Source organism: Micromonospora sp. NPDC049366 (assembly GCF_044466625.1).
In the GTDB taxonomy this organism is placed as follows: domain Bacteria; phylum Actinomycetota; class Actinomycetes; order Mycobacteriales; family Micromonosporaceae; genus Micromonospora.
On the sequence record NZ_JBITMV010000016.1, the window covers coordinates 177706 to 200534 of the forward strand.

23 protein-coding genes are annotated in these 22829 nt (G+C 73.6%); 6 read left to right on the plus strand and 17 right to left on the minus strand.

Going from position 1 to position 22829, the window contains the following annotated elements:
- Nucleotides 1–19: 19 nt before the first annotated feature.
- From ACIBTV_RS23030 to nadD, 4 genes are all read right to left on the minus strand, one after another.
- Complete coding sequence (locus ACIBTV_RS23030; RefSeq protein ID WP_396707906.1) at nt 20–886, minus strand: DegV family protein; 867 nt, start codon at nt 884–886, stop codon at nt 20–22.
- 43 nt (nt 887–929) lie between these two features.
- Entirely contained in the window at nt 930–1559 is a 630-nt protein-coding gene (locus ACIBTV_RS23035) for a histidine phosphatase family protein (protein WP_396707908.1), read from the minus strand.
- Entirely contained in the window at nt 1556–1963 is a 408-nt protein-coding gene (rsfS, locus tag ACIBTV_RS23040; protein ID WP_396707910.1) for a ribosome silencing factor, read from the minus strand. The genes ACIBTV_RS23035 and rsfS overlap by 4 nt, the downstream gene beginning before the upstream one ends.
- Nucleotides 1964–2073: 110 nt before the next feature.
- Nucleotides 2074–2670: a nicotinate-nucleotide adenylyltransferase gene (gene nadD / locus ACIBTV_RS23045; protein ID WP_396707912.1), complete on the minus strand. Its 597-nt coding sequence runs from the start codon at nt 2668–2670 to the stop codon at nt 2074–2076.
- Between the two features lie 155 nt (nt 2671–2825).
- On the opposite strand from nadD, the gene ACIBTV_RS23050 reads away from it, so the two are divergent.
- Together ACIBTV_RS23050 and ACIBTV_RS23055 are read left to right on the plus strand one after the other, a co-directional pair.
- Nucleotides 2826–3434, plus strand: coding sequence for a PadR family transcriptional regulator (locus tag ACIBTV_RS23050; RefSeq protein WP_396707914.1), 609 nt, complete (start codon nt 2826–2828; stop codon nt 3432–3434).
- 156 nt (nt 3435–3590) lie between these two features.
- Nucleotides 3591–4784 carry an FAD-dependent monooxygenase gene (locus tag ACIBTV_RS23055; RefSeq protein WP_396707915.1) on the plus strand — a complete coding sequence of 398 codons (1194 nt, stop codon included), beginning with the start codon at nt 3591–3593 and terminating at the stop codon, nt 4782–4784.
- A 164-nt stretch (nt 4785–4948) separates the two neighbouring features.
- Here ACIBTV_RS23055 and pepN read toward each other — a convergent pair whose 3' ends face one another.
- Nucleotides 4949–7465, minus strand: coding sequence for an aminopeptidase N (gene pepN, locus ACIBTV_RS23060; protein ID WP_396707917.1), 2517 nt, complete (start codon nt 7463–7465; stop codon nt 4949–4951).
- 69 nt (nt 7466–7534) lie between these two features.
- Between pepN and ACIBTV_RS23065 the strand changes: the two genes are divergently transcribed.
- A complete protein-coding gene (locus ACIBTV_RS23065) occupies nt 7535–7753 on the plus strand; it encodes a DUF397 domain-containing protein (protein ID WP_091346888.1) in 219 nt (72 codons plus the stop codon).
- A gap of 4 nt (nt 7754–7757) precedes the next feature.
- On the opposite strand, the gene ACIBTV_RS23070 is transcribed toward ACIBTV_RS23065, so the two are convergent.
- Nucleotides 7758–8147, minus strand: a complete 390-nt coding sequence (locus tag ACIBTV_RS23070) for a hypothetical protein (RefSeq protein ID WP_396707919.1) — start codon at nt 8145–8147, stop codon at nt 7758–7760.
- Between the two features lie 264 nt (nt 8148–8411).
- On the opposite strand from ACIBTV_RS23070, the gene ACIBTV_RS23075 reads away from it, so the two are divergent.
- Entirely contained in the window at nt 8412–9659 is a 1248-nt protein-coding gene (locus ACIBTV_RS23075) for a cytochrome P450 (RefSeq protein WP_396707921.1), read from the plus strand.
- A gap of 90 nt (nt 9660–9749) precedes the next feature.
- Here ACIBTV_RS23075 and ACIBTV_RS23080 read toward each other — a convergent pair whose 3' ends face one another.
- From ACIBTV_RS23080 to ACIBTV_RS23090, 3 genes are read right to left on the minus strand one after another with little or no spacing between them, the layout of a single operon-like run.
- Nucleotides 9750–10400, minus strand: a complete 651-nt coding sequence (locus tag ACIBTV_RS23080) for a DUF3618 domain-containing protein (RefSeq protein ID WP_396707923.1) — start codon at nt 10398–10400, stop codon at nt 9750–9752.
- Nucleotides 10397–10858, minus strand: coding sequence for a phage holin family protein (locus tag ACIBTV_RS23085; RefSeq protein WP_396707925.1), 462 nt, complete (start codon nt 10856–10858; stop codon nt 10397–10399). Before ACIBTV_RS23085 ends, ACIBTV_RS23080 begins: the two co-directional genes overlap by 4 nt.
- Nucleotides 10859–10889: 31 nt before the next feature.
- On the minus strand, nt 10890–11660 hold the full coding sequence (locus ACIBTV_RS23090) for a hypothetical protein (RefSeq protein WP_396707927.1): 771 nt from the start codon (nt 11658–11660) through the stop codon (nt 10890–10892).
- A 262-nt stretch (nt 11661–11922) separates the two neighbouring features.
- On the opposite strand from ACIBTV_RS23090, the gene ACIBTV_RS23095 reads away from it, so the two are divergent.
- Nucleotides 11923–12405 (plus strand): DUF4383 domain-containing protein, encoded by a 483-nt coding sequence (locus ACIBTV_RS23095; protein ID WP_396707929.1) that lies wholly within the window; start codon nt 11923–11925, stop codon nt 12403–12405.
- Nucleotides 12406–12641: 236 nt separating this feature from the next.
- A complete protein-coding gene (locus ACIBTV_RS23100; protein ID WP_396707930.1) occupies nt 12642–13301 on the plus strand; it encodes a DUF6766 family protein in 660 nt (219 codons plus the stop codon).
- 114 nt (nt 13302–13415) lie between these two features.
- On the opposite strand, the gene ACIBTV_RS23105 is transcribed toward ACIBTV_RS23100, so the two are convergent.
- From ACIBTV_RS23105 to ACIBTV_RS23140, 8 genes are all read right to left on the minus strand, one after another.
- Complete coding sequence (locus tag ACIBTV_RS23105; protein WP_396707932.1) at nt 13416–13865, minus strand: GNAT family N-acetyltransferase; 450 nt, start codon at nt 13863–13865, stop codon at nt 13416–13418.
- 70 nt (nt 13866–13935) lie between these two features.
- Nucleotides 13936–15411 (minus strand): GTPase ObgE, encoded by a 1476-nt coding sequence (gene obgE, locus ACIBTV_RS23110; RefSeq protein ID WP_396707934.1) that lies wholly within the window; start codon nt 15409–15411, stop codon nt 13936–13938.
- A gap of 87 nt (nt 15412–15498) precedes the next feature.
- A complete protein-coding gene (gene rpmA / locus ACIBTV_RS23115; protein ID WP_013288010.1) occupies nt 15499–15753 on the minus strand; it encodes a 50S ribosomal protein L27 in 255 nt (84 codons plus the stop codon).
- Nucleotides 15754–15764: 11 nt separating this feature from the next.
- Nucleotides 15765–16079: a 50S ribosomal protein L21 gene (gene rplU, locus ACIBTV_RS23120; protein ID WP_088975625.1), complete on the minus strand. Its 315-nt coding sequence runs from the start codon at nt 16077–16079 to the stop codon at nt 15765–15767.
- A gap of 165 nt (nt 16080–16244) precedes the next feature.
- On the minus strand, nt 16245–16721 hold the full coding sequence (locus tag ACIBTV_RS23125; protein ID WP_396707937.1) for a hypothetical protein: 477 nt from the start codon (nt 16719–16721) through the stop codon (nt 16245–16247).
- A gap of 140 nt (nt 16722–16861) precedes the next feature.
- Complete coding sequence (locus tag ACIBTV_RS23130) at nt 16862–19897, minus strand: Rne/Rng family ribonuclease (RefSeq protein ID WP_396707939.1); 3036 nt, start codon at nt 19895–19897, stop codon at nt 16862–16864.
- A gap of 130 nt (nt 19898–20027) precedes the next feature.
- Nucleotides 20028–20837 (minus strand): TIGR03936 family radical SAM-associated protein, encoded by an 810-nt coding sequence (locus ACIBTV_RS23135; protein WP_396707941.1) that lies wholly within the window; start codon nt 20835–20837, stop codon nt 20028–20030.
- A 111-nt stretch (nt 20838–20948) separates the two neighbouring features.
- Nucleotides 20949–22805 (minus strand): hypothetical protein, encoded by a 1857-nt coding sequence (locus ACIBTV_RS23140; protein ID WP_396707943.1) that lies wholly within the window; start codon nt 22803–22805, stop codon nt 20949–20951.
- Nucleotides 22806–22829 lie beyond the last annotated feature (24 nt).

Here is a 22829-nt window from a genome sequence, read left to right on the forward strand (position 1 = left end):
TCGGACCCGGCCCGCGCCCCTAGACCTCGGGCGGCACCTCCGGGCGGCGGTGCACCACCACGCACGCCAGCCCCGGCCCGGCGTGCGCGGCGATGACCGCGCCGGCCTCCGACACGTACGTCTCCCCTACCCGCTCACCGAGCCGCTGCGCCAGCGCGGTGCGCAGCGCCTCGGCCCGCTCGGGCGCGGCGAGGTGGTGGATGCCCAGGTCGACCTCCCCGTCCCCGGCCGCCTCGACCGCGAGGTCGACCAGTCGGGCGATGCCCCGGCTCCCGGTGCGGACCTTGTCGCGCAGGACGATGGCGCCGTCCGGCATGTGCATGATCGGTTTGACCGAGAGCGCGGTTCCGAGGATGGCCTCGGCCGCGTTGATCCGGCCGCCGCGGCGGAGGAATTCCAGCGTGTCCACGTAGAAGTAGATGGTGGTGCGGTCGACGGCGTCGAGCGCGGCCCGGCGTACGCCCTCCAGGTCGGCACCCCCGGCGGCGGCCTCGGCGGCCGCGATCACCGGGAACCCGAGTCCCAGGCCGGTGGATCGGCTGTCCACGACGGCGACCCGGCCGCCCAGCTCGTCGGCGGCGAGTCGGGCCGCCTCGACCGTGCCGGACAGGTCCGCCGAGAGATGCACCGACACCACTCCGTCGGCGCCGGCGTCGAGCAGCTGACGGTACGTCTGCGCGAACTGCTCCGGGGCCGGACGCGAGGTGGTGGCCGTGACCCGCCGGCCGCCCAGCGCCCGGGTCGCGTCGGCGGGCGAGATCTCCACGCCCTCCAGGCCCTCGGCACCGTTGAACACGACGGTCAACGGCACCACGGTCAGCCGGTGCGCGGGCACCAGTTCGGGTGGAAGGTAGGCGGTGGAGTCGGTGACGACCGCGACGGGCATGCCCGGCACGCTAGCCGATCTCGGCCGGCGCGACGAGACCGTGTCAGACGGCGTCGGCCACGGCCGGAGCGGCGACCACACCCACGTTGTGCGCCCGCAGGTGCCAGCCCCGCACGTCGTCGCGGCGCAGCTCCGTCCAGTGGCAGTTCTGCAGTGAGCCGAGGGTGCGCAGCACGACGGCATCCCAGCCGAGCAGGTGCCCCACGCCCTGCCGGGCCGCCCCACCGTGAGTGGCGACCACGACGGTGCCGCCGGGCGCCGCGTCGGCGGCCTCGGCCAGGGCTGCGCCGACCCGCTTGCCCAGGTCGTCGAGGGTCTCGATGCCCGTCCCCGGGTCGGGGTCGCCGGCCCGCCAGCGGACGTGCTCAGCGGGGAACCGCTCGGCCACCTCGGTGAGGGTCAGTCCCTGCCAGTGCCCGAAGTGGCGCTCCCGCAGCCGAGCGTCGCTGCGGACCGGCAGCCCGGTCACCGCGGCGAGCGCGGCGGCGGTGTCCGCGGCGCGGCTCAGGTCACTGGCCACAAGGGCGTCCGGGCGCAGCGCGGCCAGCAGCGGAGCGGCCGCCCGGGCCTGCTCCCGACCGAGGTCGTTCAGGGGTACGTCGGTCTGGCCCTGCACCCGGTTGGCGGCATTCCAGTCGGTGTTGCCGTGCCGCCAGACGATCAGCCGGGTCATTCCGCGGCGGAACCGGCGCCGGACTCGGCGTCGACCAGGTCGCGGTCGACGAACGGGATCGTCGGGCAGTCCTTCCAGAGCCGGTCGAGCGCGTAGAACTCACGCTCCTCCGTGTGCTGGATGTGCACCACGATGTCGACGTAGTCGAGCAGCACCCAGCGGCCACCGCGCTCGCCCTCGCGCCGCACCGGCTTGGCCTTCTCGGGCAGCTCCAGCAGGCGCTCCTCGATGGCGTCGACGATGGCGAGCACCTGCCGCTCGTTCGGGGCCGCGGCGAGCACGAACGCGTCGGTGATGGCGAGCTGGTCGCCCACGTCGATGATGACGATGTCCTGCGCCTTCTTGTCGGCAGCGGCCTGAGCCGCGGCGATCGCCAACTCGTGTGCGCGTTCGGAAACTGTCACCGTTCTCCTTCGATCAACCGTGCGACCCTCCAAGCGTCTCACACGTGGCGGCGTCGCGACTTGTCAGTTCTGGCCCACTACCCGCCGGAACGGTGACATACCGGGCACGCTCACTGCTGATAGAGGCGGCGTTTGGCGATGTACTGGACCACACCGTCGGGCACCAGATACCAGACCGGCTCGCCCCGGGCCACCCGCGCGCGGCAGTCGGTGGACGAGATGGCCATGGCGGGCACCTGCACCAGGCTCACCGTGTCGGCCGGCAGGTGGCGGTCACTGAGCACGAACCCGGGCCGGGTCACGCCGATGAAGTGGGCCAGCTCGAAGATCTCGTCGAGGTCCTTCCAGGAGAGGATCTTCCCGAGGGCGTCGGCGCCGGTGATGAAGTAGAGCTGCACCTTCGGGCCGTACTCGGCCTGGAGGTCCCGCAGAGTGTCGACCGTGTAGGTCGGGCCGCCACGGTCGATGTCCACCCGGCTGACGTGGAAACGCGGGTTGGAGGCGGTGGCGATCACCGTCATCAGGTACCGGTCCTCGGCCGGGCTGACCGGCTCGTCCGCCTTCTGCCACGGCTGACCGGTGGGGACGAAGACGACCTCGTCCAACCCGAACCGGTCCGCCACCTCGCTGGCCGCCACGAGGTGCCCGTGGTGGATCGGGTCGAAGGTGCCACCCATGATCCCGATCCGCCGGATATCTTCCTCCACCCCGTGATCGTAGGCCGACCGCTGGCGGGGCACCTCCTACGGTGCCGTGGCCCACACCCGGGGCCGCGGCAGGTGGTTCGGCGGGGTCGCGAGGGGTGGCCGACAGGTCATATACTCGGCGACGAGTAATCGTCGACGAGCAACGGGAGGGTGGCATGCCGAAACAGCGCAAGGTCGGCAACCTGCTGGCCCTGGCCGTGCTCTCCGCCCTGACCCAACGACCGATGCACCCCTACGAGATCGCCACGACCCTCCGCGCCTGGGGCAAGGAGCAGGACATGGAGATCAAGTGGGGGTCCTTCTACACCGTCATCCGGAACATGGACCGGCACGATCTGATCGAGGCGGTGGAGAACGTCCGCGCGGGACGACGCCCGGAGCGCACCGTCTACCGGATCACCGACGCCGGCCGGGCCGAGCTGGTCGACTGGGCGCGCGAGCTGGTGTCCACGCCGGAGCCGGAGCATCCACGCTTCCGGGCCGGGCTCTCCGTGCTGGCCGCCCTGCACCCCGACGAGGCCACGGCGCTGCTGCGTCAGCGCCTCGACCTGCTGGAGCAGGGCGTACGCGCCGCGCGCGACACACTCGCCGAGCACCGAGGGCAGATCCCTCGGCTGTTTCTGGTCGAGTCGGAGTACGACCTCGCCATCCGGGAGGCCGAGGCCGCCTGGGTGCGTGCCCTGCTGACCGAACTCACCGACGGCAGCTATCCCGGGCTCGACGACTGGCGGGCCTACCACGAGAGGAGCGGCCCCGCGCAGTGACTGGACGGCTCCGACGCGGTGCGCCAACACCGCGCCGGAGCCTTACCTCGGAACCGCACCTGGGAAGGTGCACCGGCCCGAAGCGGCAACCAGAGGATAGCCGGGCTCCCTCCCAGGTCGGTGCCACGTACGCACGCCACGACCAAGGAGAGGACCATGACCACAGTGAGCACCGCCATCGTGATCGGTGGTGGCATCGCCGGCCCGGTGACCGGGCTGGCCCTGCGCCGGGCCGGCATCGCCGCCACCGTCTACGAGGCGTACCCGAGCACCGCCGACGGCGTCGGAGGCACCCTCGCGCTCGCCCCCAACGGGGTGGCCGCGCTGGGCACCGTCGACGCGGCGGACGCCGTCACCGGCATCGCCACCCCGGTGCACCGCACGGCGATGGCGGTCGGCCGCAAGCGGATCGACCTGCCGGCGCTGGCCGACGTCCCGCCGCTGCAGGTGGTGCACCGCGCCGCGCTGCACCGCGCTCTGCACGACCGGGCCGTGGCGGGCGGCGTCGTCATCGAGCACGGCCGGCGCCTGGTCGACGCGCGGGAAACCTCCGACGGCATCACCGCGTACTTCGCCGACGGCACCACCGCCACCGCCGACATCCTGGTCGGCGCCGACGGGATCCGCTCGACCGTCCGCACGCTGATCGACCCGGACGCGCCGGGACCGCGCCACACCGGGCTGCTCGGGTTCGAGGCGGTGGCGCGGCACGTGGTCGACATCGAGCCGGGGACCATGACCTTCGCCTTCGGCCGGGGCGGCTACTACCTCTACTGGCCGGAGCCGGGCGGCGGCACCCGCTGGGGTGTCAACCTGCCGCAGGAACGCCCGACGACCCTGACGGAGGCCCGGGCCGTGCCGACGACCGAGTGGCTGCGCAGGCTGCGCGCGGCGTACGGGGACGACGACCCCGGCCGTCAACTGATGGAGACCAGCGACGCCGACGAGCTTCAGGTCGTCGGCTCGCTGCTCATCATGCCGCCGGTGCCGCACTGGCACCGAGGCCGGATGGTGTTGGTCGGCGATGCGGCGCACGCCCCGTCGAACAGCTCCGGCCAGGGTGCGTCCCTGGCGATCGAGAGCGCCGTGCAGCTCGCCCGCTGTCTGCGCGACCTGCCCGACGTCGGTTCCGCGTTCACCGCGTACGAGCGGTTGCGGCGCGACCGGGTGGAGAGGGTCGCCGCCCGGGCGGCACGGATCAACCGAGCCAAGGCGCCCGGCCCGGTGGCCCGCGCGGTGATGCCGCTGCTCATGCCGCTGCTCGTCAGGACGGCGATGAACCCGGAACGAACCCTCGCCCCCGAACAGCGCTACGTCATCGACTGGCACACCCCCGTCACCCCCGCCTAGCCCCCACCTCCTCCCTGCCCGCTCCCCGCCCCCTCCCTCATCCCGCGATCTTGCACGTGCGGCGCTCGGTCGGCGGCGATCGTCCGTGTCGCCGGGGCACAAAGTGCACGATCGCGGGACGGGCGGGGTGGCGGGGCGGGAGACGGCGGGCGGGGGGGGCGGCGTCAGGCTGCGGCGGCGGCTACTGCGGTGCGGGCGATGAGGGCCCGGCGCAGGTCGTCGGCGGCGTCGGTCACCGCTCGGCGCAGACCCGGGGTCAGGTCGTCGCGGGCCAGCAGCGCCTCGGCGGCCTCCCGCGTCGGTTGCGTCACGGCGTAGCGGGGGAACGCCAGGCTGGCGACCCGCTCGGCCGTCCAGGGCGTACGCAGGCGCGCGGCCTCCGGCATGTCGGCGAAGTAGCGGTCCACGTACGCCGCCGTCAGCTCAGCCTGCTCGGGCAGCCAGAAGCCCTCCGCGGTCGCCTCGATAAGTCGGTTCGACAGCTCGGTGTTGCTGACGATGATCTCCCATGCGGCCTGCTTGGCGGCGGGGTCGGGCAGGGACGCTCGGCACCGTGCGGCGCGCTCGGCACCCGCCGCGCTCGGGTCCGCGGCGGCCTCGGCGGCGATCTCCGGCTCGCCCGCGGCGCCCAGCACCACCAGCCGGCGCAGCACCGCCCACCGAAGCTCGGCGTCGACCGCCAGCCCGGCGGGCACCGCGCGGCCGGCGAGCCAACCGGTCAACAGGTCGGCGTCGGTGGTGGCCCCGATCAGCGCGCGGGCGGCGGCCAGCTGCATCGACCCACCGGCCGGCGCGGCGTCGAGCATCCGGCCGCAGGCCACCGCGATCAGCGCCAGCGCCGTCTCCCGGGCGGCCGGGTCGAGGTAACGGTCCACCAGGGACCGACTCAACGACAGCACGTCCTCGGCGATGATCACCTCGGTCTCGCCGGGCAGCGCCGCGGCGATCAGCGCGACCACACCGGTCACCGGTCGCTCGCCGTCCGTCGCCGCGTCCAGCGCCTCACCCCAGAGCAGCGCCCGGGCCAGCGGGTCGGCGAGACTCGGCAGCACCAGGGGCACGGCGTCCGCCGAGGCCGGGTCGAGGCGCACCTTGGCGAACGTCAGGTCACCGTCGTTGGGCAGCAGCAGCCGGGCGGCCGGCGCCCCGGTCAGCTCGGCGAGGATGGTCCGGCCGCCATCGGCGTCCGGGTCCAGGTCGACCTCGACGCGGTCCACCGCGCCGTCCGCGTCGTAGCGTCCGACGCCGATGCGGTGCGGCCGCAGCACGGGGTGGGACGCGGGCGCCGTCTGCACCAGGGCCACCTCGCGATAGCGACCGTCGGCGTCGACGGTCACCTCGGCCCGGACGGTGTTCACCTGCGCCTCGCGCAGCCACCGCTGGGCCCAGCCGGTCAGGTCTCGCCCGCTCGCGGCGGACAGGCTGCCCAGGAGGTCGGCCAGCGTGGCGTTGCCGAACCGGTGCGCCGCGAAGTGGGCGTTCAGGCCCGCCAGGAACGCGTCGTCGCCCAGCCAGGCGACGAGTTGCCGCAGCACGCTGGCGCCCTTGGCGTACGAGATGCCATCGAAGTTGAGCAGCGCCTGGGCGGCGTCGGCCACCTCCTCCGGGGCGACCGGGTGGGTGGAGGGGCGCTGGTCGGCGGCGTAGCCCCACGCCTTGCGGCGCAACGCGAACGTCGTCCAGGCCCGGTCGAACCGGGTCGCCTCGGCGGTCACCCGGGTGCCCAGGTACTCCGCGAACGACTCGTTGAGCCACAGGTCGTCCCACCACCGCATGGTGACGAGATCGCCGAACCACATGTGGGCCATCTCGTGCGCGATCGTGGTGGCGCGCAGTTCCCGCTGGGTGTCGGTCACCGCCGAGCGGAACACGTAGTCGTCGCGCAGGGTGACCAGGCCCGGGTTCTCCATGGCGCCGGCGTTGAACTCCGGCACGAACGCCTGGTCGTACTTGCCGAAGGGGTAGCGCTCGGCGAAGAGTTGGTGGAAGCGGTCCAGGCACTGCCGGGTGATGGTGAAGATCTCCTCGGCGTCGGCGTCCAGGTGCGCGGCGAGGGACCGCCGGCAGTAGATGCCCAGCGGGATCCCGTCGTGCTCGTCGCGGCGGACGTGGTAGGGCCCGGCGATCAGCGAGAAGAAGTACGTGGCCAGGGGCGCGGTCGGGGCGAACTCCCAACGCCCCGGTCGCGGGGTGGCGGCGACCTGGCCGTTCGCCGCGACCGTCCACTCCGGCGGGGCGGTGACGGTCAGGGTGACCGGCGCCTTCAGGTCCGGCTGGTCGAAGGCGGCGAAGACGCGCTGCACGTCGTCGAGGAAGGACATGGCGTAGAGGTACGCCTCCCCGTCGGCCGGGTCGACGAAGCGGTGCATCCCCTCCCCCGTGTTGGAGTAGGCCATCTCCGCCTCGACGGTCAGCGTGTTGCGGTCGCGCAGCGCGGCGAGCGGCAGCCGGTTGTCGTCCAGCGCGGCGGGGTCGAGATCGGCGTCGTTGAGGCGTACGGCGAGTAGTTTCGTGGGTTTGACCTCGACGAAGGTCTCGGCCCCGGGGGTGGCTCGGAACTCGATGGTCACGTGGGAGCGGAACCTCTCGCCACCGCCGGTCAGGTCGAGGTCCACCTGGTAGGAGTCGACGGTAATCGCCGCGCCACGCGCGGTCGCCTCTACACGGGTCAGGCTGGGCATCCGCTTATCCTGCCCGATGGGGATCGAATGCCTTCCCCTCATCCAAGGCAGTGGAGGAAGAACATGTCCATCGCTCAGCACCCCAAGGGCGACTTCGACCTGTCCCGGGCGGTCTGGCAGCGGGCCGAGGGCGACACCTCCGAGAGCGCCGTGGAGGTCGCTTTCGTCGACGACCTCATCGGCATGCGCAACTCCGCCGAGCCGGACGGCCCGGTGCTGGTCTTCACCCAGGCCGAGTGGGACGCCTTCGTCGCCGGCGCCCAGGACGGCGAGTTCGACCTGGACTGAACGGTCACCCGTCGCCATCGCCCCACCCCAGCCCGCCCGGCCCGGCGGCGTGGTGGAAGCCCGGGTGGCCGGCGACGTCGGCGCACCGCTCCCCGTCGGGGCCGACCGCGCCGCAGAAGAGCCGCTCGGCCCGGTGCCAGGCGTCCGCCGGTGACAGAGCGGCGGCGCCGAGCGCGAGCTCGGGCCGGAGCAGGCTCAGCGCCTCGGCGTAGCCGACCGCCAGTTCCCGGGCCTCGGTCGGGCCGGCCGCGGTGAAGCCGAGATGCGCGGTGAAGAACCGGTGCGGTCGCCCGGCCCGTCGGGGCGGTGCGATCAGGGGCACGTCCGCCCTGCCCGGCCCTGCGCCGAGCGCCCCGATCATCCGCCGCCAGTGCGGCGAGTTGTCGCCCCGCATGCGTCCTCCCGTCGTCGCCGGCCGGCCCGGAGCCGGCGCCACCCGGACCGGATGGCTCGCCTGCGGCCGACCACGCTCGACCGCTCCTCGCAGCGAACCAGGTTTCCGCGCCCCTGGGAGGGGCCAGCGGACGTCGAGGTCGACTGGCCCCCTCCCCCGCTTCGGGCCGGTCGTGCGGCTCGGCCGTGGGATAAGGGGCCCCGGCCCGGGTAGTCGGCCCGCAAGTTCCGGCGGCGACGGCCGCCACCCGCGTCAGGAGGCCCGATGGCGAGCATCCCGGCCGACCGCAGCCCGGAGAGCACGTACGCCCTGTGGCGCGGCGGCTACCGGTTCATCGGTGACCGCTGCGCCCACCACGGCACGGACATCTTCCAGACGCGGCTGCTGCTGAGACGGACGATCTGCATGCGGGGCCGGCCCGCCGCGGTGCTGTTCTACGACGCGGACCGCTTCCAGCGGGCGAGCGCCATGCCGCTGCGGGTGCAGCGGACGCTGACCGGACGCGGCGGCGTGCAGGGGCTGGACGGCACGGCGCATCGGGACCGCAAGGCGATGCTGATGTCGCTCATGACGCCGACGGCCGTCCGGCACCTCGGCCAGCTCTTCGACGACGAGTGGCGGGCGCGGATCCCGGCGTGGGAGGGCACGGGGCCGATCGTGCTCTACGACGAGGTGGGGCGGATGCTGACCCGGGCCGCGTGCGCCTGGGCCGGCGTACCGCTGGCCGAGTCCCAGGTCTGCCGGCGCACCGCCGACCTGCACTCGATGATCGACAGCGGGGCCGCGCTCGGCCCGCGGCACTGGCGCGGCCTGCTGGCCCGTCGCCGGAGCGAACGGTGGGCCGCCGACCTCGTCGACCGGGTCCGGGCCGGCGCCCTGCCCGCACCCGCCGGCAGCGCCCTGCGGGTCATCGCCGACCACCGCGACTCCCGGGGGCGACCGCTGCCCCGCCGGATCGCCGCCGTCGAACTGCTCAACGTGCTGCGGCCGACCGTCGCGGTCGACCGGTTCGTCGTCTTCGCCGCGCTCGCCCTGCACGACCATCCGGCCTGGCGGCAACGGGTCCGCGGCGACGACGCGGCCACCGAGAGCTTCGTGCAGGAGGTACGCCGGTACTACCCGTTCTTCCCCGTCGCGGCGGCCCGGGTACGGCGCTCCTTCGACTGGCAGGGCTACCACTTTCCGCGGGGGCGGCGGGTCCTGCTCGACCTCTACGGCACCAACCACCACCCGGCGCTCTGGCCGGAGCCGGAGCGGTTCCGACCGGAACGGTTCGACGGTGGACCGCCCGACGCGTACCGGCTGATCCCGCAGGGCGGTGGGGATCACACCACCGGTCACCGCTGCGCCGGCGAGTGGCTCACGATCGAGCTGATGAAGCGGGCGGTGACGAACCTGACCAGCTGCATGCGGTACGACGTCCCGCCCCAGGATCTCGCCCTGGACCTGCACCGGGTGCCGACTCTGCCACCGAGTGGCTTCCTGGTCGCCAACGTCCGCCGGACCGCCTGAGCCGCCGGGCCGCGAACCGACAGCTCGCGGCCACGTCACGGCGGGGAGCGCCGGAGGTGACCGCGAGCTGCGCGTACGACCGGGGAACGGTCAGGAGCCCACCTGCTGGCGAGCGTGCTGCGCCTGGTCCTTGACGTCCTGCGCCGCGGAGCGGCTGTCGTCCTTGACGACCTCCACCGCGTCCTGGGCGGTGGCCTTCACCGACTCGGTGGCGTGCTGCGCGGGCTCCCGCAGCTCGTCCCTCAGCTCACCGGCGACCTCGGTCAGCTTCTCCTTCACCACACCGGCGTGCTCGCCGGCCTTCTCCTTGACCTGGGTCGCCACCTGCTGTTCGCGGCGGCTGGCCGGGATCAGCGAGGAGGCGAGCCAGCCCACGCCGAACGCGATCAGGCCGGCGGCGAGCGGGTTGCCCTCCGACTTCTGGCGGACGACCTGCGGCGCCCGGTGGGCGGCGTCGCTCACCGTGGCGGCCGCCGAGTGCGCGGCGTCGCTGACGGTCGAGGCCGCGGACGAGGCGCGGTCGCCCACCGAGTGGGCGGCGTGGCCGGTGCCGTGGCCGAGGTCCGACGCGGTTCCCATGACCTTGTCCCTCACATTCTGCAGCGCGGTACGGACCCGCTGCTTGCGGTCGTCGACGATGCGGCCGGGGCTGACCTTGTACGCCAGCGCGTCCACATCGGAGCTCAGGTTGCTGCGGGTGGCTTCGATCTCCCGGCGGATCTGGTCCGGGTCGGTGCTCATCGGGTGACTCCCTCCGGGTGGGGTTTGAGCGCGTCGGGGATGCGCTGCACGCTCTCGTTGGTCTGCCTGAGCCCCCGTACGCGCTGCGCGTTCTTCCGGGCCATGGAGTAGAGGACCGCGGCGATCGCGCCCCACAGGACGGCGACGATCAGCGCCGCCCAACCGGCGTCCATCACGTTGGCGAGCCCGGCCCAGAGGGCCAGCGAGAGGAACAGCGCCACCATGTAGCCGCCGAAGCCGGCACCGCCGAAGAGCCCGGCGGCCTTGCCCGCCTTGCGGCCCTCCTGGCGGATCTCGGCCTTGGCGAGCTCCACCTCCTGCCGCAGCAGGGTGGACAGGTCGGTGCTGACCTGGCGCATCAGCTCACCGAGGGAACTGCCCTTGACCTCCGCCGCGGTGTGCGGAGCACCGGTGGCGTGCCCGGAGTCCAGTCCGGGCCCCTGCGTCGGCATGCTCATGCCGCCGCCTCCCTTCGGATGGTTCGGTCGCTCACGGGCGCACGTTCCCGCTGGACGGCACGCCGGGCAGCGGGTCGGTCCGGGTCACCGGGGGCAGCGGCTGCCCGGTGCCGCCCGCCGGGTCGGCGTAGCCGGTGGTGGTCTGCGGGTCGGCGTACGCGCCGGGGGTCGGGTCGAGGTAGCCGCCCGGGGGCGCCTGCTCGGGGGCCGGGCGCGGGGTGGGGGTGGGGGTGGGCAGGACCGCGGTCCGCTCCGGGTCGTACGCGGCGGGGGCCTGGTGCTGCCCGGCGCCGGAGTCGCCACCGGCGGCGAGGTTGCGGGTGAGCCGCCCGGCGAGCACGCCGAGCACGGCCGCGCCGACGAGGAAGGTGCCGGGGTTGTTCCGCGCGTAGTCGCGTACCTCGGTGATGAGGTCGCCGGGCTCGCGGGCCTCCAGCCAGCCGGCGACGCCGTGCACCCGGTCGGCGGCCTGGCGGGCCAGCTCGCTCACCGGGCCGGCCTGGCCGCCGTTGTCGGCCATCGCGCGCATCTCGTCGGCCAGCGACCGGAGCCCGCCGGCGGCCCGGCGCTGCTGCTCACCGGTCTGGGCGGCGAGCTGGGTGCGGGCCTCGCCGTACAGGTTGCGGGCCTGCCGGGCGGCCTCGCGGCCGACCTCCTTGCCCTGCTCCTTCGCGGTCTCGGCGACCGCGCCGCCCGCGTGGGCGGCCTCCGACCCGACGTGGCGGGCCTGTTCGCGGACGCCACCGCCGTTGGTCGACTCCTGGCCGTAGGGCGTCGGCGTGGGTGACAGATCGTAGGTCATGATGTCCCTTCCGCTCGGAAAGTCGTCGCGGTAGTCCTGGGGATTTCAGCGGCCGAACGCGCCGCCGACGCCGATTCACCTACCCTGGGTCGCCGAGTCCATACCTGTTCGTTCATTTCTCTGCGCCGACGTCGGAGTCGACTTCAAAATGGAGGATCGTCGGGCTGTGTGACGTCGCGTCACCGGTCGTGAGGTTGAGAAGTTCTCACCTCCGGGCCCGCACACGTAGTGGCGGGCGGGACGGACCACGGAGGTGGCATCGATGGCACGGGGCGCACGCGGGGGCCGACCGGCGGGTCCGAAACCCCTGGTCCAGCTGGCCGCGGCGGCGGTGGGCCTGGTCTTCCTCGTCGTCGGAGTGCTGGGCTTCATTCCCGGCGTCACCACGGACTACGACCAGTTGCAGGGGGCCACCCACCACTCGGGGGCAAAGCTGTTCGGCGTCTTCCAGGTGTCGATCCTGCACAACTCGGTGCACCTGCTCTTCGGCCTCCTCGGCCTGGCGATGGCGCGCAGCGTCGCCGGCGCCCGGGTCTACCTCGGCGCCGGTGGCGCGATCTATCTGGGCCTCTGGCTGTACGGCTTCGCCGTCAACAAGGAGAGCGTGGCCAACTTCCTGCCGCTGAACGACGCCGACGACTGGCTGCACCTGGGGCTCGGCTTCGGCATGCTCGCGTTCGGCCTGCTCCTCTCCAACCAGGTCGGCACCGGCGGCCGCCTGGACCGGCCCTTCGACCGTCCCTGAGCCACGACCGCCCACGCCGGCCGGCGACCCGACCCGGGTCCCGGCCGGTTCCCGTTCGTACGCGCCCGCCCTGGGTCGTACGCGCCCCGCCCTGGGCCGAGGCGTCCTGGCCTGGGTCGTACGCCCGTCCGTCCGGACACTTCCGGCCGGCCGACGCCACGCCGGTCCGGCGTTTGCCGGCTTGACGTCCGGGGCAACGGTCAGTGATCGGGACGCGAGCGGAAGGGGGTGCCGGGGTGCCGCGCTGGTTACGGAACAACGGGTTGACCGTCGCGATGTTCGCCGCGTTCCTCGTCTTCCTGGTGCTGCAGAGCGTGTTCGGCTGGCAGACGCACAACGAGGAGCTTGTGGAGTTCGGCGCGGACCCGATCGGGTGGCCGGCGTACCTCGCCAGCGGGCACTTCGCCGAGGCCGTCTTCGAGAACTGGGAGTCGGAGTTCCTCCAGATGGGCGGCTACGTGCTGCTCACCGCGTACCTGGTGCAGCGGGGGTCGGCCGAGTCGAAGCCGGAGGGTCAGACCGACCGGCCGGAGGACGACGAGCGCCGGGCCACCCCCGAGTCGCCCTGGCCGGTCCGGGTCGGCGGGCTGCCGCTGGTGGTCTACCGGAACAGCCTGTCCCTCGCGCTCCTGTTGATCTTCGCCGGTTCGTTCGTCGGGCACCTGCTCGGCGGCACGGCCGCGTACAACGCCGAGCAGGCGTTGGAGAGCGGCGCACCGCCGGTCAGCGCCTGGCAGTTCCTCGGCACGAGCGACTTCTGGTTCCAGTCCATGCAGAACTGGCAGAGCGAGTTCCTGGCGGTCGGCACCCTGATCGTGCTGAGCATCGTCCTGCGCCAGCACGCCTCACCCGAGTCCAAGCCGGTCACCGTCCCCCACGCCCAAACCGGCTCCTGACCGACCCCACCCGCCGCCCACGCACCCCTACCCCTCGCGCTGATCATGAAGTTATCCGCCGCGACACGCCGAGGCGACGGGCACAACCGGGCGGCGGGACGGGCTGGGTGCCGGTTACGCGCGGACGGGTAGGCGTTTGGCGAAGCAGACGCTGTACGGGTTGTCCACGTACTCGCCGTAGACCGGGATCGGCTCGTAGCCGGACGAGGTGTAGAGCGCGATCGCGGCCGGCAGATAGGTCCCGGTCTCCAGGCACACCACCGAGTGCCCGCGCCGGAAGGCCAACTCCTCCAGGGCGGCCAGCAACTGACGCGCGATCCCCCGACCCCGGAACGACGGCCGCACGTACATCCGCTTGACCTCGCCGGTGCCCTCGTCCAGCGCCTGGAGACCGCCACAGGCGACCGCCCGGCCGTTGAGCACCCCGGCGAGATAGCGGATGTCGTCGTGGGTGACGCTCACCTGCCCGTCCAGACCGCCGTCTGCCTCGCGCAGCTCACGCTGCTGGGCGGTGACCAGGGCGGCGATCTCCGGATCGGTGGCCGCCCGCGACTCGATCAGCACTGGGCCACATTAGGCCCGGCGGATTTCTGCCAGGTTTACGGCAAACGACCCGATCACGGACGGTACCGAGCTATTCGGCGTCGTCGACGTCGTCCAGGTCGTCGGTCGCGTCGGTCGACGCCGCCGCCTCGATCTCGTCGTCCGGCCGCTGCCGGCGCGCCTTCCGGGCGGCGAGGCGCTCGGCGGCGTTGGCCCGCGTCGACTTCTCCTCCAGCCGCACGTCCGTGCCGCGGTTACCCGGAGTGAACTCGACACCGGCGTAGAGGGTGGGCTGCCAGTCGAACTCGCGCTCGCCGATGCGCACCAGGTCGCCGGCCTGAGCACCGGCCTTCGCCAGCTTCTCCTCCACGCCGAGCCGGGCCAGCCGGTCGGCCAGGTAGCCGATCGCCTCGTCGTTGTCGAAGTTCGTCTGCCGGACCCAGCGCTCCGGGCGCGCACCGCGCACGGTGTACGAGCCGTCCGGCTCCGCCTCGACGGTGAACCCGGCGTCGTCCACCGCCCTCGGGCGGATCACGATGCGGGTCGGCTCGGCGGGCGGCGCCGCTGCCCGGGCCTCCTCGACCAGCTCGGCCATGGCGAAGGTGAGCTCCTTGAGCCCTTCGCGGGTGGCCGCGGACACCTCGAACACCCGGAAGCCGCGCGCCTCCAGGTCGGGGCGGACGATCTCGGCGAGGTCCCGGCCGTCCGGCACGTCGACCTTGTTCAGCGCCACCAGCCGCGGCCGGTCGGCCAGGCCGCCGTACTCGTTCAGCTCCGCCTCGATGGTGTCGATGTCGGCCAGCGGGTCCCGGCCCGGCTCCAGCGTCGCCGTGTCGATGACGTGCACCAGCACGGAGCAGCGCTCGATGTGGCGGAGGAACTCCAGGCCCAGGCCCTTCCCGCTGGCCGCGCCCGGGATCAGGCCGGGCACGTCGGCGACGGTGAAGGTGTGGTTGTCCACCCGAACCACGCCGAGGTTGGGCACCAGCGTGGTGAACGGGTAGTCGGCGATCTTCGGCTTGGCCGCGGAGATCACCGAGATCAGCGAGGACTTGCCGGCCGACGGGAAGCCGACCAGGCCGACGTCGGCGACGCTCTTCAGCTCCAGCACCACGTCGAGCTTGTCGCCGGGCTCACCCAGCTCGGCGAAGCCGGGCGCCTTGCGACGGGCGTTGGCCAGCGACGCGTTGCCCCGGCCGCCGCGCCCGCCCCGGGCCGCCTCGAAGGTGGTGCCGACGCCCACCAGGTCGGCCAGCACGGTGCCGTCGGGCGCCTGCACGACGGTGCCGTTGGGCACCTTGAGCACCAGGTCGGAGCCGTTGGCGCCGTCGCGGTTCGAGCCGGCGCCACCCTTGCCGTTGGGGGCCTTCACGTGGGGGCGGAAGTGGAAGTCGAGCAGGGTGGTCACCTGCGGGTCGACGACCAGCGAGACGCTGCCGCCGTGCCCGCCGTTGCCGCCGTCCGGGCCGCCGAAGGGCTTGAACTTCTCCCGGTGGATCGAGACACAGCCGTGCCCGCCGTCGCCGGCCTGCAGGTGCAGGACGACCCGGTCAACGAACATCGTCACGTCGTCAATCCTTCCAGCGGGAACCGTCCCGCACGAGAAAAGCGAAGCGGGCCGGGACCCGAGGTCCCGGCCCGCGACGCCGTCGAACTACTGCTGCGGCACGATGCTGACGGTCTTGCGGCCGCGCTTGGTGCCGAACTGGACCGAGCCGGCGGCCAGCGCGAACAGCGTGTCGTCGCCGCCACGGCCGACCAGGTCACCGGGGTGGAACTTGGTGCCACGCTGACGGATGAGGATCTCACCCGCGCTGACGACCTGACCACCGAAGCGCTTCACGCCGAGCCGCTGGGCCGCGGAATCGCGACCGTTACGCGAGCTGGACGCACCCTTTTTGTGAGCCATTGGAGGACGACCTACTTCCCGCTGGAGATGCCGGTCACCTTGACCTGGGTCAGCGGCTGGCGGTGACCCTGGCGCTTGTGGTAGCCGGTCTTGTTCTTGAACTTGTGGATCCGGATCTTCGGGCCCTTGGTGTGCGCGGCGATCTCGCCGGACACCGCGACCTTGGCAAGCTTCGCCGCGTCGGTCACCAGGTCGTCACCGTCGACGAGGAGCACCGCGGTGAGCTTCACCGCGTCGCCGGGGGCACCGACGAGCTTCTCGACCTCGATCACGTCGCCCTCGGCGACCTTGTACTGCTTGCCGCCGGTCTTGACGATCGCGTACATCGGAGGCGGACTCCCTGTCGTTGAGGCTGCTGGCGGTCGTTCCCACGGCGGCTCGCCGGGTAGCAGTGGCACGGCGGCGCGGGCACGCGGGAACTCGGCACACCAAAGTGCGCCATCGGCAAGGGTACGCCATGACCGGCCCGCCACCCAAACCGCCCCTGCTGCTCAGCGTGGGCAGAGCTGGTCGAGGCGCTGCTGGAGCCGGTCCAGCGCGGTCTCGTCGATCGCGTCGACGTCGGCGCCCATCGCGGCGACCTCGGTCTCCATGTCGCTGAGCAGCGTCTTCAGCTCCGGGTCGCCGGCCCGGGCCGACTCCTGCCGCAGGGTGGCCCGCCAGCCGGCGAGCGCGGCCTCGGCCCGCCGGCGGGCGGCCTCGGCGGTCGCGCTGTCGTTCGCGCCGATCGCCGCGACCATCCGACCGACCTCCGCCACGTACGTCCCCAGGGCCGCGGCGCCCGCCTGCCGGGCGGCGGCGCAGACCGTGGGGCTGTTCCCGCCCGTGGCCGGGCCGGCACCCGCCGAGCCGGTGGCGCCCGTCTCCGCCACCCCGGTGGCGGGCGTGTCGGTGGGCGGACCGTCGGGGGCGCAGCCCGCCACGGACGAGAGGCCGATCACCAGGGCGGCGGCGAGCAGGCGGCGCATCGTCTCCTCCTGAGCAGCGTCCGTTCCGGCCCGCGCAGCGGGTCGGCGCAGGCCGCCTCCGGGCCGGGACGGGGCAGGGCCCCGCCCCCGGTCACATTGCCGGGTACGGGGCCCTGCCAAACATCTGCCTGGTCAGCCGCTCACGGGCGGGTACGCCGCCGGGCACCACCACGGCGGGACCGACGCCGGCCGACGGCGCCGTCGGCGGCCTCCTCGTCGCCGTCCTCGCCAAGCGCGTCCGGGTCGTCGGCCGCGGCCAGCCGGGCGGAGTCGCCCTCCTGGCTGTCGGCGACCGCCGGGGCGGCGGCGGTGTCCGCCTCGTAGCGGGACAGGTCGTAGCCCATGGTGTCGTAGTAGTCGGTGTCCGTGCCGGTCGCGGCGGCCGGCTCGGCCGCCGGGGCCGGCTCCGCCTCGGTGACCTCCGCCACGGTCCGCTCCGCCGACGCACCCTTGCGGGCCCGGCGCCGCGACGTGCCGGTCGTCTCGGCAGCCGGCGTGGCGACCGCCGACGCGACCGCCTTGACCTTCTCGCCGGCCCCGCCGCCGCGCGGCTTCTCCGGCACCGGCTCGGTATGGATGATCACGCCGCGACCCTTGCAGCACTCGCAGGTCTCGCTGAACGCCTCCAGCAGGCCGGCCCCGATCCGCTTGCGCGTCATCTGGACCAGGCCGAGCGAGGTGATCTCGGTGACCTGGTGCTTGGTCCGGTCCCGGCCGAGGCACTCGGTCAGCCGACGCAGCACCAGCTCCCGGTTCGACTCGAGCACCATGTCGATGAAGTCGATCACCACGATGCCGCCGATGTCCCGCAGCCGCAGCTGACGGACGATCTCCTCCGCGGCCTCCAGGTTGTTGCGGGTGACCGTCTCCTCCAGGTTGCCGCCGGCACCCGTGTACTTACCGGTGTTGACGTCGACCACCGTCATCGCCTCGGTGCGGTCGATCACCAGCGAACCACCCGAGGGCAGGAAGACCTTCCGGTCGAGACCCTTGATGATCTGCTCGTCGACCCGGTACTCGGCGAAGACGTCGGTCGTGCCGACGTGCCGGCGCAGCCGGGCCACCAGGTCCGGCGAGACGTGCGACAGGTACGACTCGACCATGTCGTACGACTGCTCGCCCTCGATCACCAGCTCGCGGAAGTCCTCGTTGAACAGGTCCCGCACCACCCGGATCACCAGGTCGGGCTCCTCGTAGAGCAGCACCGGCGCGCCGCCCTCGGCGGCCTTGGCCTGGATGTCCTCCCACTGCGCCTGGAGACGCTTGACGTCCCGGGCGAGCTCGTCCTCGCTGGCGCCCTCGGCGGCCGTCCGGACGATCACGCCCGCGCCGTCGGGGACGAGCTTCTTCAGCACGTCCCGCAGCCGCTTGCGCTCGGTGTCCGGCAGCTTCCGGCTGATGCCCGAGGCGTTGCCGTTCGGCACGTAGACCAGGTGGCGTCCGGAGAGCGCGATGTGGCTCGTCAGGCGGGCGCCCTTGTGCCCGATCGGGTCCTTGGTGACCTGGACCAGCACCGAGTCGCCGGACTTGAGCGCCTGCTCGATCGAGCGGGCCCGCCCCTCCAGACCGGTGGTGTCCCAGTTGACCTCGCCGGCGTAGAGGACCGCGTTGCGGCCCCGGCCGACGTCGACGAACGCCGCCTCCATGCTGGGCAGAACGTTCTGCACCTTGCCCAGGTAGACGTTGCCGGCCATGGTCCCGGACGAGTTGCGGGTGACGTAGTGCTCGACCAGCACCCCGTCCTCCAGCACCGCGATCTGGGTGCGGTCGCCGCGCTGACGGACCGCCATCACCCGGTCGACCGCCTCCCGACGGGCCAGGAACTCCGACTCACTGAGAATCGGCGGCCGCGTACGCCGCTGCTCCCGCCCGTCCCGGCGGCGCTGGCGCTTGGCCTCCAGCCGGGTCGAGCCGGAGACGCCCTGGACCTCGTCGACGGTGCGGCGCGGCTCGCGGATCTTGACCACGGTGGGGACGCCGTCGTCGGCGCCCGCCTCGACGTCGCCCGCGCCCCGACGGCGGCGCCGACGCCGACGCCGGGTCAGCCCGTCGCCGCCCTCGGCCTCCTCGTCCTCGTCGCCCTCGTCCTCGGCCTCGGCCTGCGCCGGCTCCTCGGCCTCCTCGTCCTCGGCCTCGTCGGCCCCGCCCTTGCCGCGACCCCGGCCACGGCGACCGCGCCGGCGCCGGCGGCGGCCGGCCGCGGTCTCCTCGTCCTCGTCCTCGTCCGCCTCGACGGCCTCGCCGGCCTCCTCGGCCAACTCCTCCTCGGCCTCGACCGGCTCCACCGGCTCGATTTCGCGACGACCGCGCCGCCGGCGGCGGGCCGGCTCGGCCAGCTCCTCGGCGGCCGGCTCCTCGACGGTGGGCACCGGAGCGGGAGCCGGCTCGACCACGCGGGCCGGCGGCGCCTCCGCCTGCGGTGCCATGAACAGGACGGTGGGCGCGGAGAGCGCCGCCCGTCGGCGGCGGGTGCGCGGCTGCTCCGGCTCGACGACCTCGGCGGGCTCGGCCGTCCCGGGCACCGCCACACCGGGCGACACCTCGCCGGACTGCGCCTCGGCGCCGCCGAGGGCCGGCCGGTCCTCGGTGCTCGCCGGCCCGCTCTCGGGCGCGGGGGCCTCCGTGTCGAGGGCCTCGTCGGTGGCCGGCTCGGTCGGCCGGACGCCAGGCTCGTCCGCCGGCAGGCCGGCGGCCTCGGCCAGCGTCTCCGCGGTCGGCTCGGCCGCCGCGGGGGCGGTCTTCTTGCGCCGCGTACGCGTCACCTTGACCGGCGGCACCACCTCGGCGCCGGCCTCCTCGGCCGACGCCACGACCAGCGGTTCCTCGGCGGCCTTGGTGGTGGTCGCCTTGCGCCGGCGACGTGTCGCCTTCGCCGGGGTGTCCAGGTCGCCGGAGATCGGCGCGAGCACCTCGGCCTGCGGGGACTCCCCGCTGCCGGTGCCCGCGGCGGGCGCCTCGATCGGCGCGTCGGTCTGCTCCGGCTGGTTGACCGGGGTGGTCCGGCGGCGGCTGGCCCGGGCGCGCTTGACCGGGGCTGCGGCAGCGGTCTCGCCGCCGCCCTCCGCCCCGGCGGTGCTACCGACGGCGCCGCCGTCGACCTGGCCGTGCTGCTCGGCGGTGTCACCGGCCGGCTGTGAGCCGGTCCGTTCGCCGCCCTCGGGCTCGTTCTCGAGCATGGACGTTCTCCAGTTCTGGCTGCCCCGGGCGCGGGTGAGCGCTGCCACGCAGGGTCGCCGCAAAGGTGTTTCCGCCGGGCACGCGGTGCGCGACCGGCCGAAGTCTGCCTACCTGGGCACTGACCGTCGGTCAGTGCCCACCGATGGTTGCCCCGTCGCGGTCCGCGTCCAACGGATCCACGATCTCGCCCTGCGCGGTCAGCGTGCCCTGAGCCAGCCGGGTCACCCGTGGTGGAACCGGCGGCTCCAGGTCGGCCACCACGCGGAGGCCGGAAAGGACGTCATCGGGTCGTACGGAGGGGGTGACCTGCCGCACGACCACTTCGAGTATCGCACACGGTACGGCCGGTCCCCCGGAAGGCGTCTCGGCCGGTCCCGTCACATCGATGGCAATCACGGCGCTGCGGGCGTCGAAGGTGCGGCGGCCCTGCTTGGTCATCCGCTCGACCAGCACCTCGTCGGCGGCCGTGAACGCGTCCACCGCAGCGCGGACCACCGCCGCGTCGACCTCCGGCAACTCGATCCGCCACGACGACGCCTCGATCCGGTCGGCCAGGCTGCCGCCGCCCGCCACCACGGCCTCCAGCACGTCGAGGCCGGGCGAGAGCGCGGCGTCCAGCGCGGCGCGCAGCGCCACCGGGTCGACCGGCGCCTGGAGGCCGATCTCCAGGTATTCCGCCTCGCTGGCCACACCCGTCGGGGCGGCGCTGGCGTAGGAGATCTTGGGGTGCGGCGTGAAGCCCTGCGAGTACGCGATGGGCACGCCGGCTCGGCGTACGGCCCGCTCGAAGGCCCGGGCGAAGTCCCGGTGGGAGGTGAACCGCAGCGGGCCACGCTTGGCGTACCGGATCCGGACGCGCTGGACGACGGGTGCCTGCCCGCCCTCGGGCTGTGGTCTCTTACTGATCGTCCTGCTCCTTGTTCGATCTGTTGCTGCCATCCTCGCGCGGCGTCCGCCCGACCGGCCACTCGCCTCCCCGGAGACGGACGACCCGGACAACGGGAACGGACAGCTCGGACACCGGGCGCGCCCGGGCGGACCGGGGACGGGTCAGTCGTTGCGACGCCACAGCGACCAGTGCTGGTCGGGGTTCCCGCCGATCCGGTGATACCCGTACTTCGTGCCGTCCCAATCCCAACTGTGCCGCGCCCCGGGCTGCGGGTACCAGCGCGCCACCACCACGTCGGCGGAGGCGGGCGGCTGCGAGACGAAGTTCGGCACGGACATCCAGGTGATCGAGTGCTCCTGGTTCAGCCGGATGCCCAGGTGGTAGGCGGAGCTGGTGGCCACCGACTCGCCCTCCCGCAGGCCCAGCTGCGCCAGGGTCGGGGTCGGCGACAGGGAGACGCTCAGCGGAGCCAGCACCCGGTCGGCCAGCAGGCCCATCATCGCGAGGTGGCCGGCCACCACCGCGGCCAGCACCGGCTGCCAGCCCCACCGGAACCGGGCGAGCAGCACCACCGCGGTGCCGACGGCGAGGCTGACCGCGGTGCCGACCAGGGGCCGGATGCTGGTCCAGCCGGCGGTCATCGCCATCAGGTCGGGCGCGCCGAAGACCCCGTAGCGCAGCGGCGAGCCGTGCCGGACCGCGTCGGAGAGCCGCCACGCGACGAACCCGCCGCCGGCGGCGGTCAGGGCGGCGGCCACCGCGTAGCCGGTGAGGAGAGCGCGCCGCCGGGCACGGAACACGACCGCGAGGCCGTACACCATCCAGAGCGGCGCGAACGCGTGGATGTAGCGGGCGTACGCCGCGTCGCGGGTGGCCGACGGCACGCCGACCAGGATGAGCGCGCAGCCCAGCGCGACGCCGACGGTCGCGGCGAGCGCGGCCAGCGCCAGCCAGCGCTGCGCCGGGTCGGTGCGTCGGCCCAGCGCCAGGCGCGCGGCGGCGAACCAGCCGAGCGCCGCCAGCCCACCGGTGATCACCAGCACGTACCACGTCTGGGTGGCGAGGCTGGCCAACACGAAGCCGGCGCCCTTGGTGCTGAGCAACGCCCGCAGGGTGCTCCCGCCCGGGTCGGACCCGGCGAGCGCCAGCTTGCCGTCGAGCAGCCGGATCAGCACCTCGTTGAGGACGACGGCCGCCGCGGCCGTGGCCAGCACGACCCCCAACGGCCGCAGACCCGCCCGGCGGCGCACCACCCAGACCAGCACGACGGCGAGGTGCACGGCGAGGACGACCGTGCCCCGGACGTGGATCAGGTAGTACGCGCCCGCCGCGGCGCTGGCGCCGAACGCGGCGAGCGGCCGGTTCGGCCGGCGCAGCCAGGCGGCGAGCAGCAGGATCCAGGCGACGGTCAGCGCCGCCAGCACGGAGTCGGTCAGCGCGAAGAGCGAGTAGAAGACGGTCGCCGGCATGGTCGCCGCGACGGCCGCGATACCGAGGGCCGGCCAGCGAGACACCCGCAGCACCCGGGTGCCCAGCAGGTACGCCAGCGGCAGCAGGGCCGCGTTGACCATCGCGTTGATCAGCCGGACCAGGCCGTAGCTGGTGGTGAAGCTGTGGTCGCCGAGGAAGGCCGGCGAGATCAGAAGTTGGTAGCCGGCCCGCCGCAGGACGCTGTTCTCCGAGCTGTAGCCCCCAGGCCCGCCGGCGAAGACCCGGGCGGCGTTGAGGTAGCTGTCCTCGTCCGTGTGCGCGATCGGCATCTGCACCGAGCGGGACAGCCAGACCCGCCAGGCGACCCCGGCCAGCCAGCCCAGCACGAGCAGCACGACGACGAGGCGCCGGGACGGCCCGGGTCGCCGCCGCACGGTCGGGGGTGCGTCCGGACGGTCCGGCTCGACCGCGACGTCGCCGTCGGCTCGAGCGTCGCGCCCGGCGGCGGCGTCCGGCTCGCGTGTCGCGGCCGAGCGCTCCCGCTCCGGGGCAGCCTTCTCCTGCTCCGCACCGGTGTGCAGCACCATCGTCCCCCACGGTTCAGGTCACGG

Coding starts and splice junctions, on each gene's coding strand:
- ACIBTV_RS23030 (WP_396707906.1), bottom strand. CDS start 886: ATGCCCGTCGCGGTCGTCACCGACTCCACCGCCTACCTTCCACCCGAA.
- ACIBTV_RS23035 (WP_396707908.1), bottom strand. CDS start 1,559: ATGACCCGGCTGATCGTCTGGCGGCACGGCAACACCGACTGGAATGCC.
- ACIBTV_RS23050 (WP_396707914.1), top strand. CDS start 2,826: ATGCCGAAACAGCGCAAGGTCGGCAACCTGCTGGCCCTGGCCGTGCTC.
- ACIBTV_RS23055 (WP_396707915.1), top strand. CDS start 3,591: ATGACCACAGTGAGCACCGCCATCGTGATCGGTGGTGGCATCGCCGGC.
- pepN (WP_396707917.1), bottom strand. CDS start 7,465: ATGCCCAGCCTGACCCGTGTAGAGGCGACCGCGCGTGGCGCGGCGATT.
- ACIBTV_RS23070 (WP_396707919.1), bottom strand. CDS start 8,147: ATGCGGGGCGACAACTCGCCGCACTGGCGGCGGATGATCGGGGCGCTC.
- ACIBTV_RS23075 (WP_396707921.1), top strand. CDS start 8,412: ATGGCGAGCATCCCGGCCGACCGCAGCCCGGAGAGCACGTACGCCCTG.
- ACIBTV_RS23080 (WP_396707923.1), bottom strand. CDS start 10,400: ATGAGCACCGACCCGGACCAGATCCGCCGGGAGATCGAAGCCACCCGC.
- ACIBTV_RS23085 (WP_396707925.1), bottom strand. CDS start 10,858: ATGAGCATGCCGACGCAGGGGCCCGGACTGGACTCCGGGCACGCCACC.
- ACIBTV_RS23090 (WP_396707927.1), bottom strand. CDS start 11,660: ATGACCTACGATCTGTCACCCACGCCGACGCCCTACGGCCAGGAGTCG.
- ACIBTV_RS23095 (WP_396707929.1), top strand. CDS start 11,923: ATGGCACGGGGCGCACGCGGGGGCCGACCGGCGGGTCCGAAACCCCTG.
- rpmA (WP_013288010.1), bottom strand. CDS start 15,753: ATGGCTCACAAAAAGGGTGCGTCCAGCTCGCGTAACGGTCGCGATTCC.
- rplU (WP_088975625.1), bottom strand. CDS start 16,079: ATGTACGCGATCGTCAAGACCGGCGGCAAGCAGTACAAGGTCGCCGAG.
- ACIBTV_RS23125 (WP_396707937.1), bottom strand. CDS start 16,721: ATGCGCCGCCTGCTCGCCGCCGCCCTGGTGATCGGCCTCTCGTCCGTG.
- ACIBTV_RS23130 (WP_396707939.1), bottom strand. CDS start 19,897: ATGCTCGAGAACGAGCCCGAGGGCGGCGAACGGACCGGCTCACAGCCG.
- ACIBTV_RS23135 (WP_396707941.1), bottom strand. CDS start 20,837: ATGGCAGCAACAGATCGAACAAGGAGCAGGACGATCAGTAAGAGACCA.
- ACIBTV_RS23140 (WP_396707943.1), bottom strand. CDS start 22,805: ATGGTGCTGCACACCGGTGCGGAGCAGGAGAAGGCTGCCCCGGAGCGG.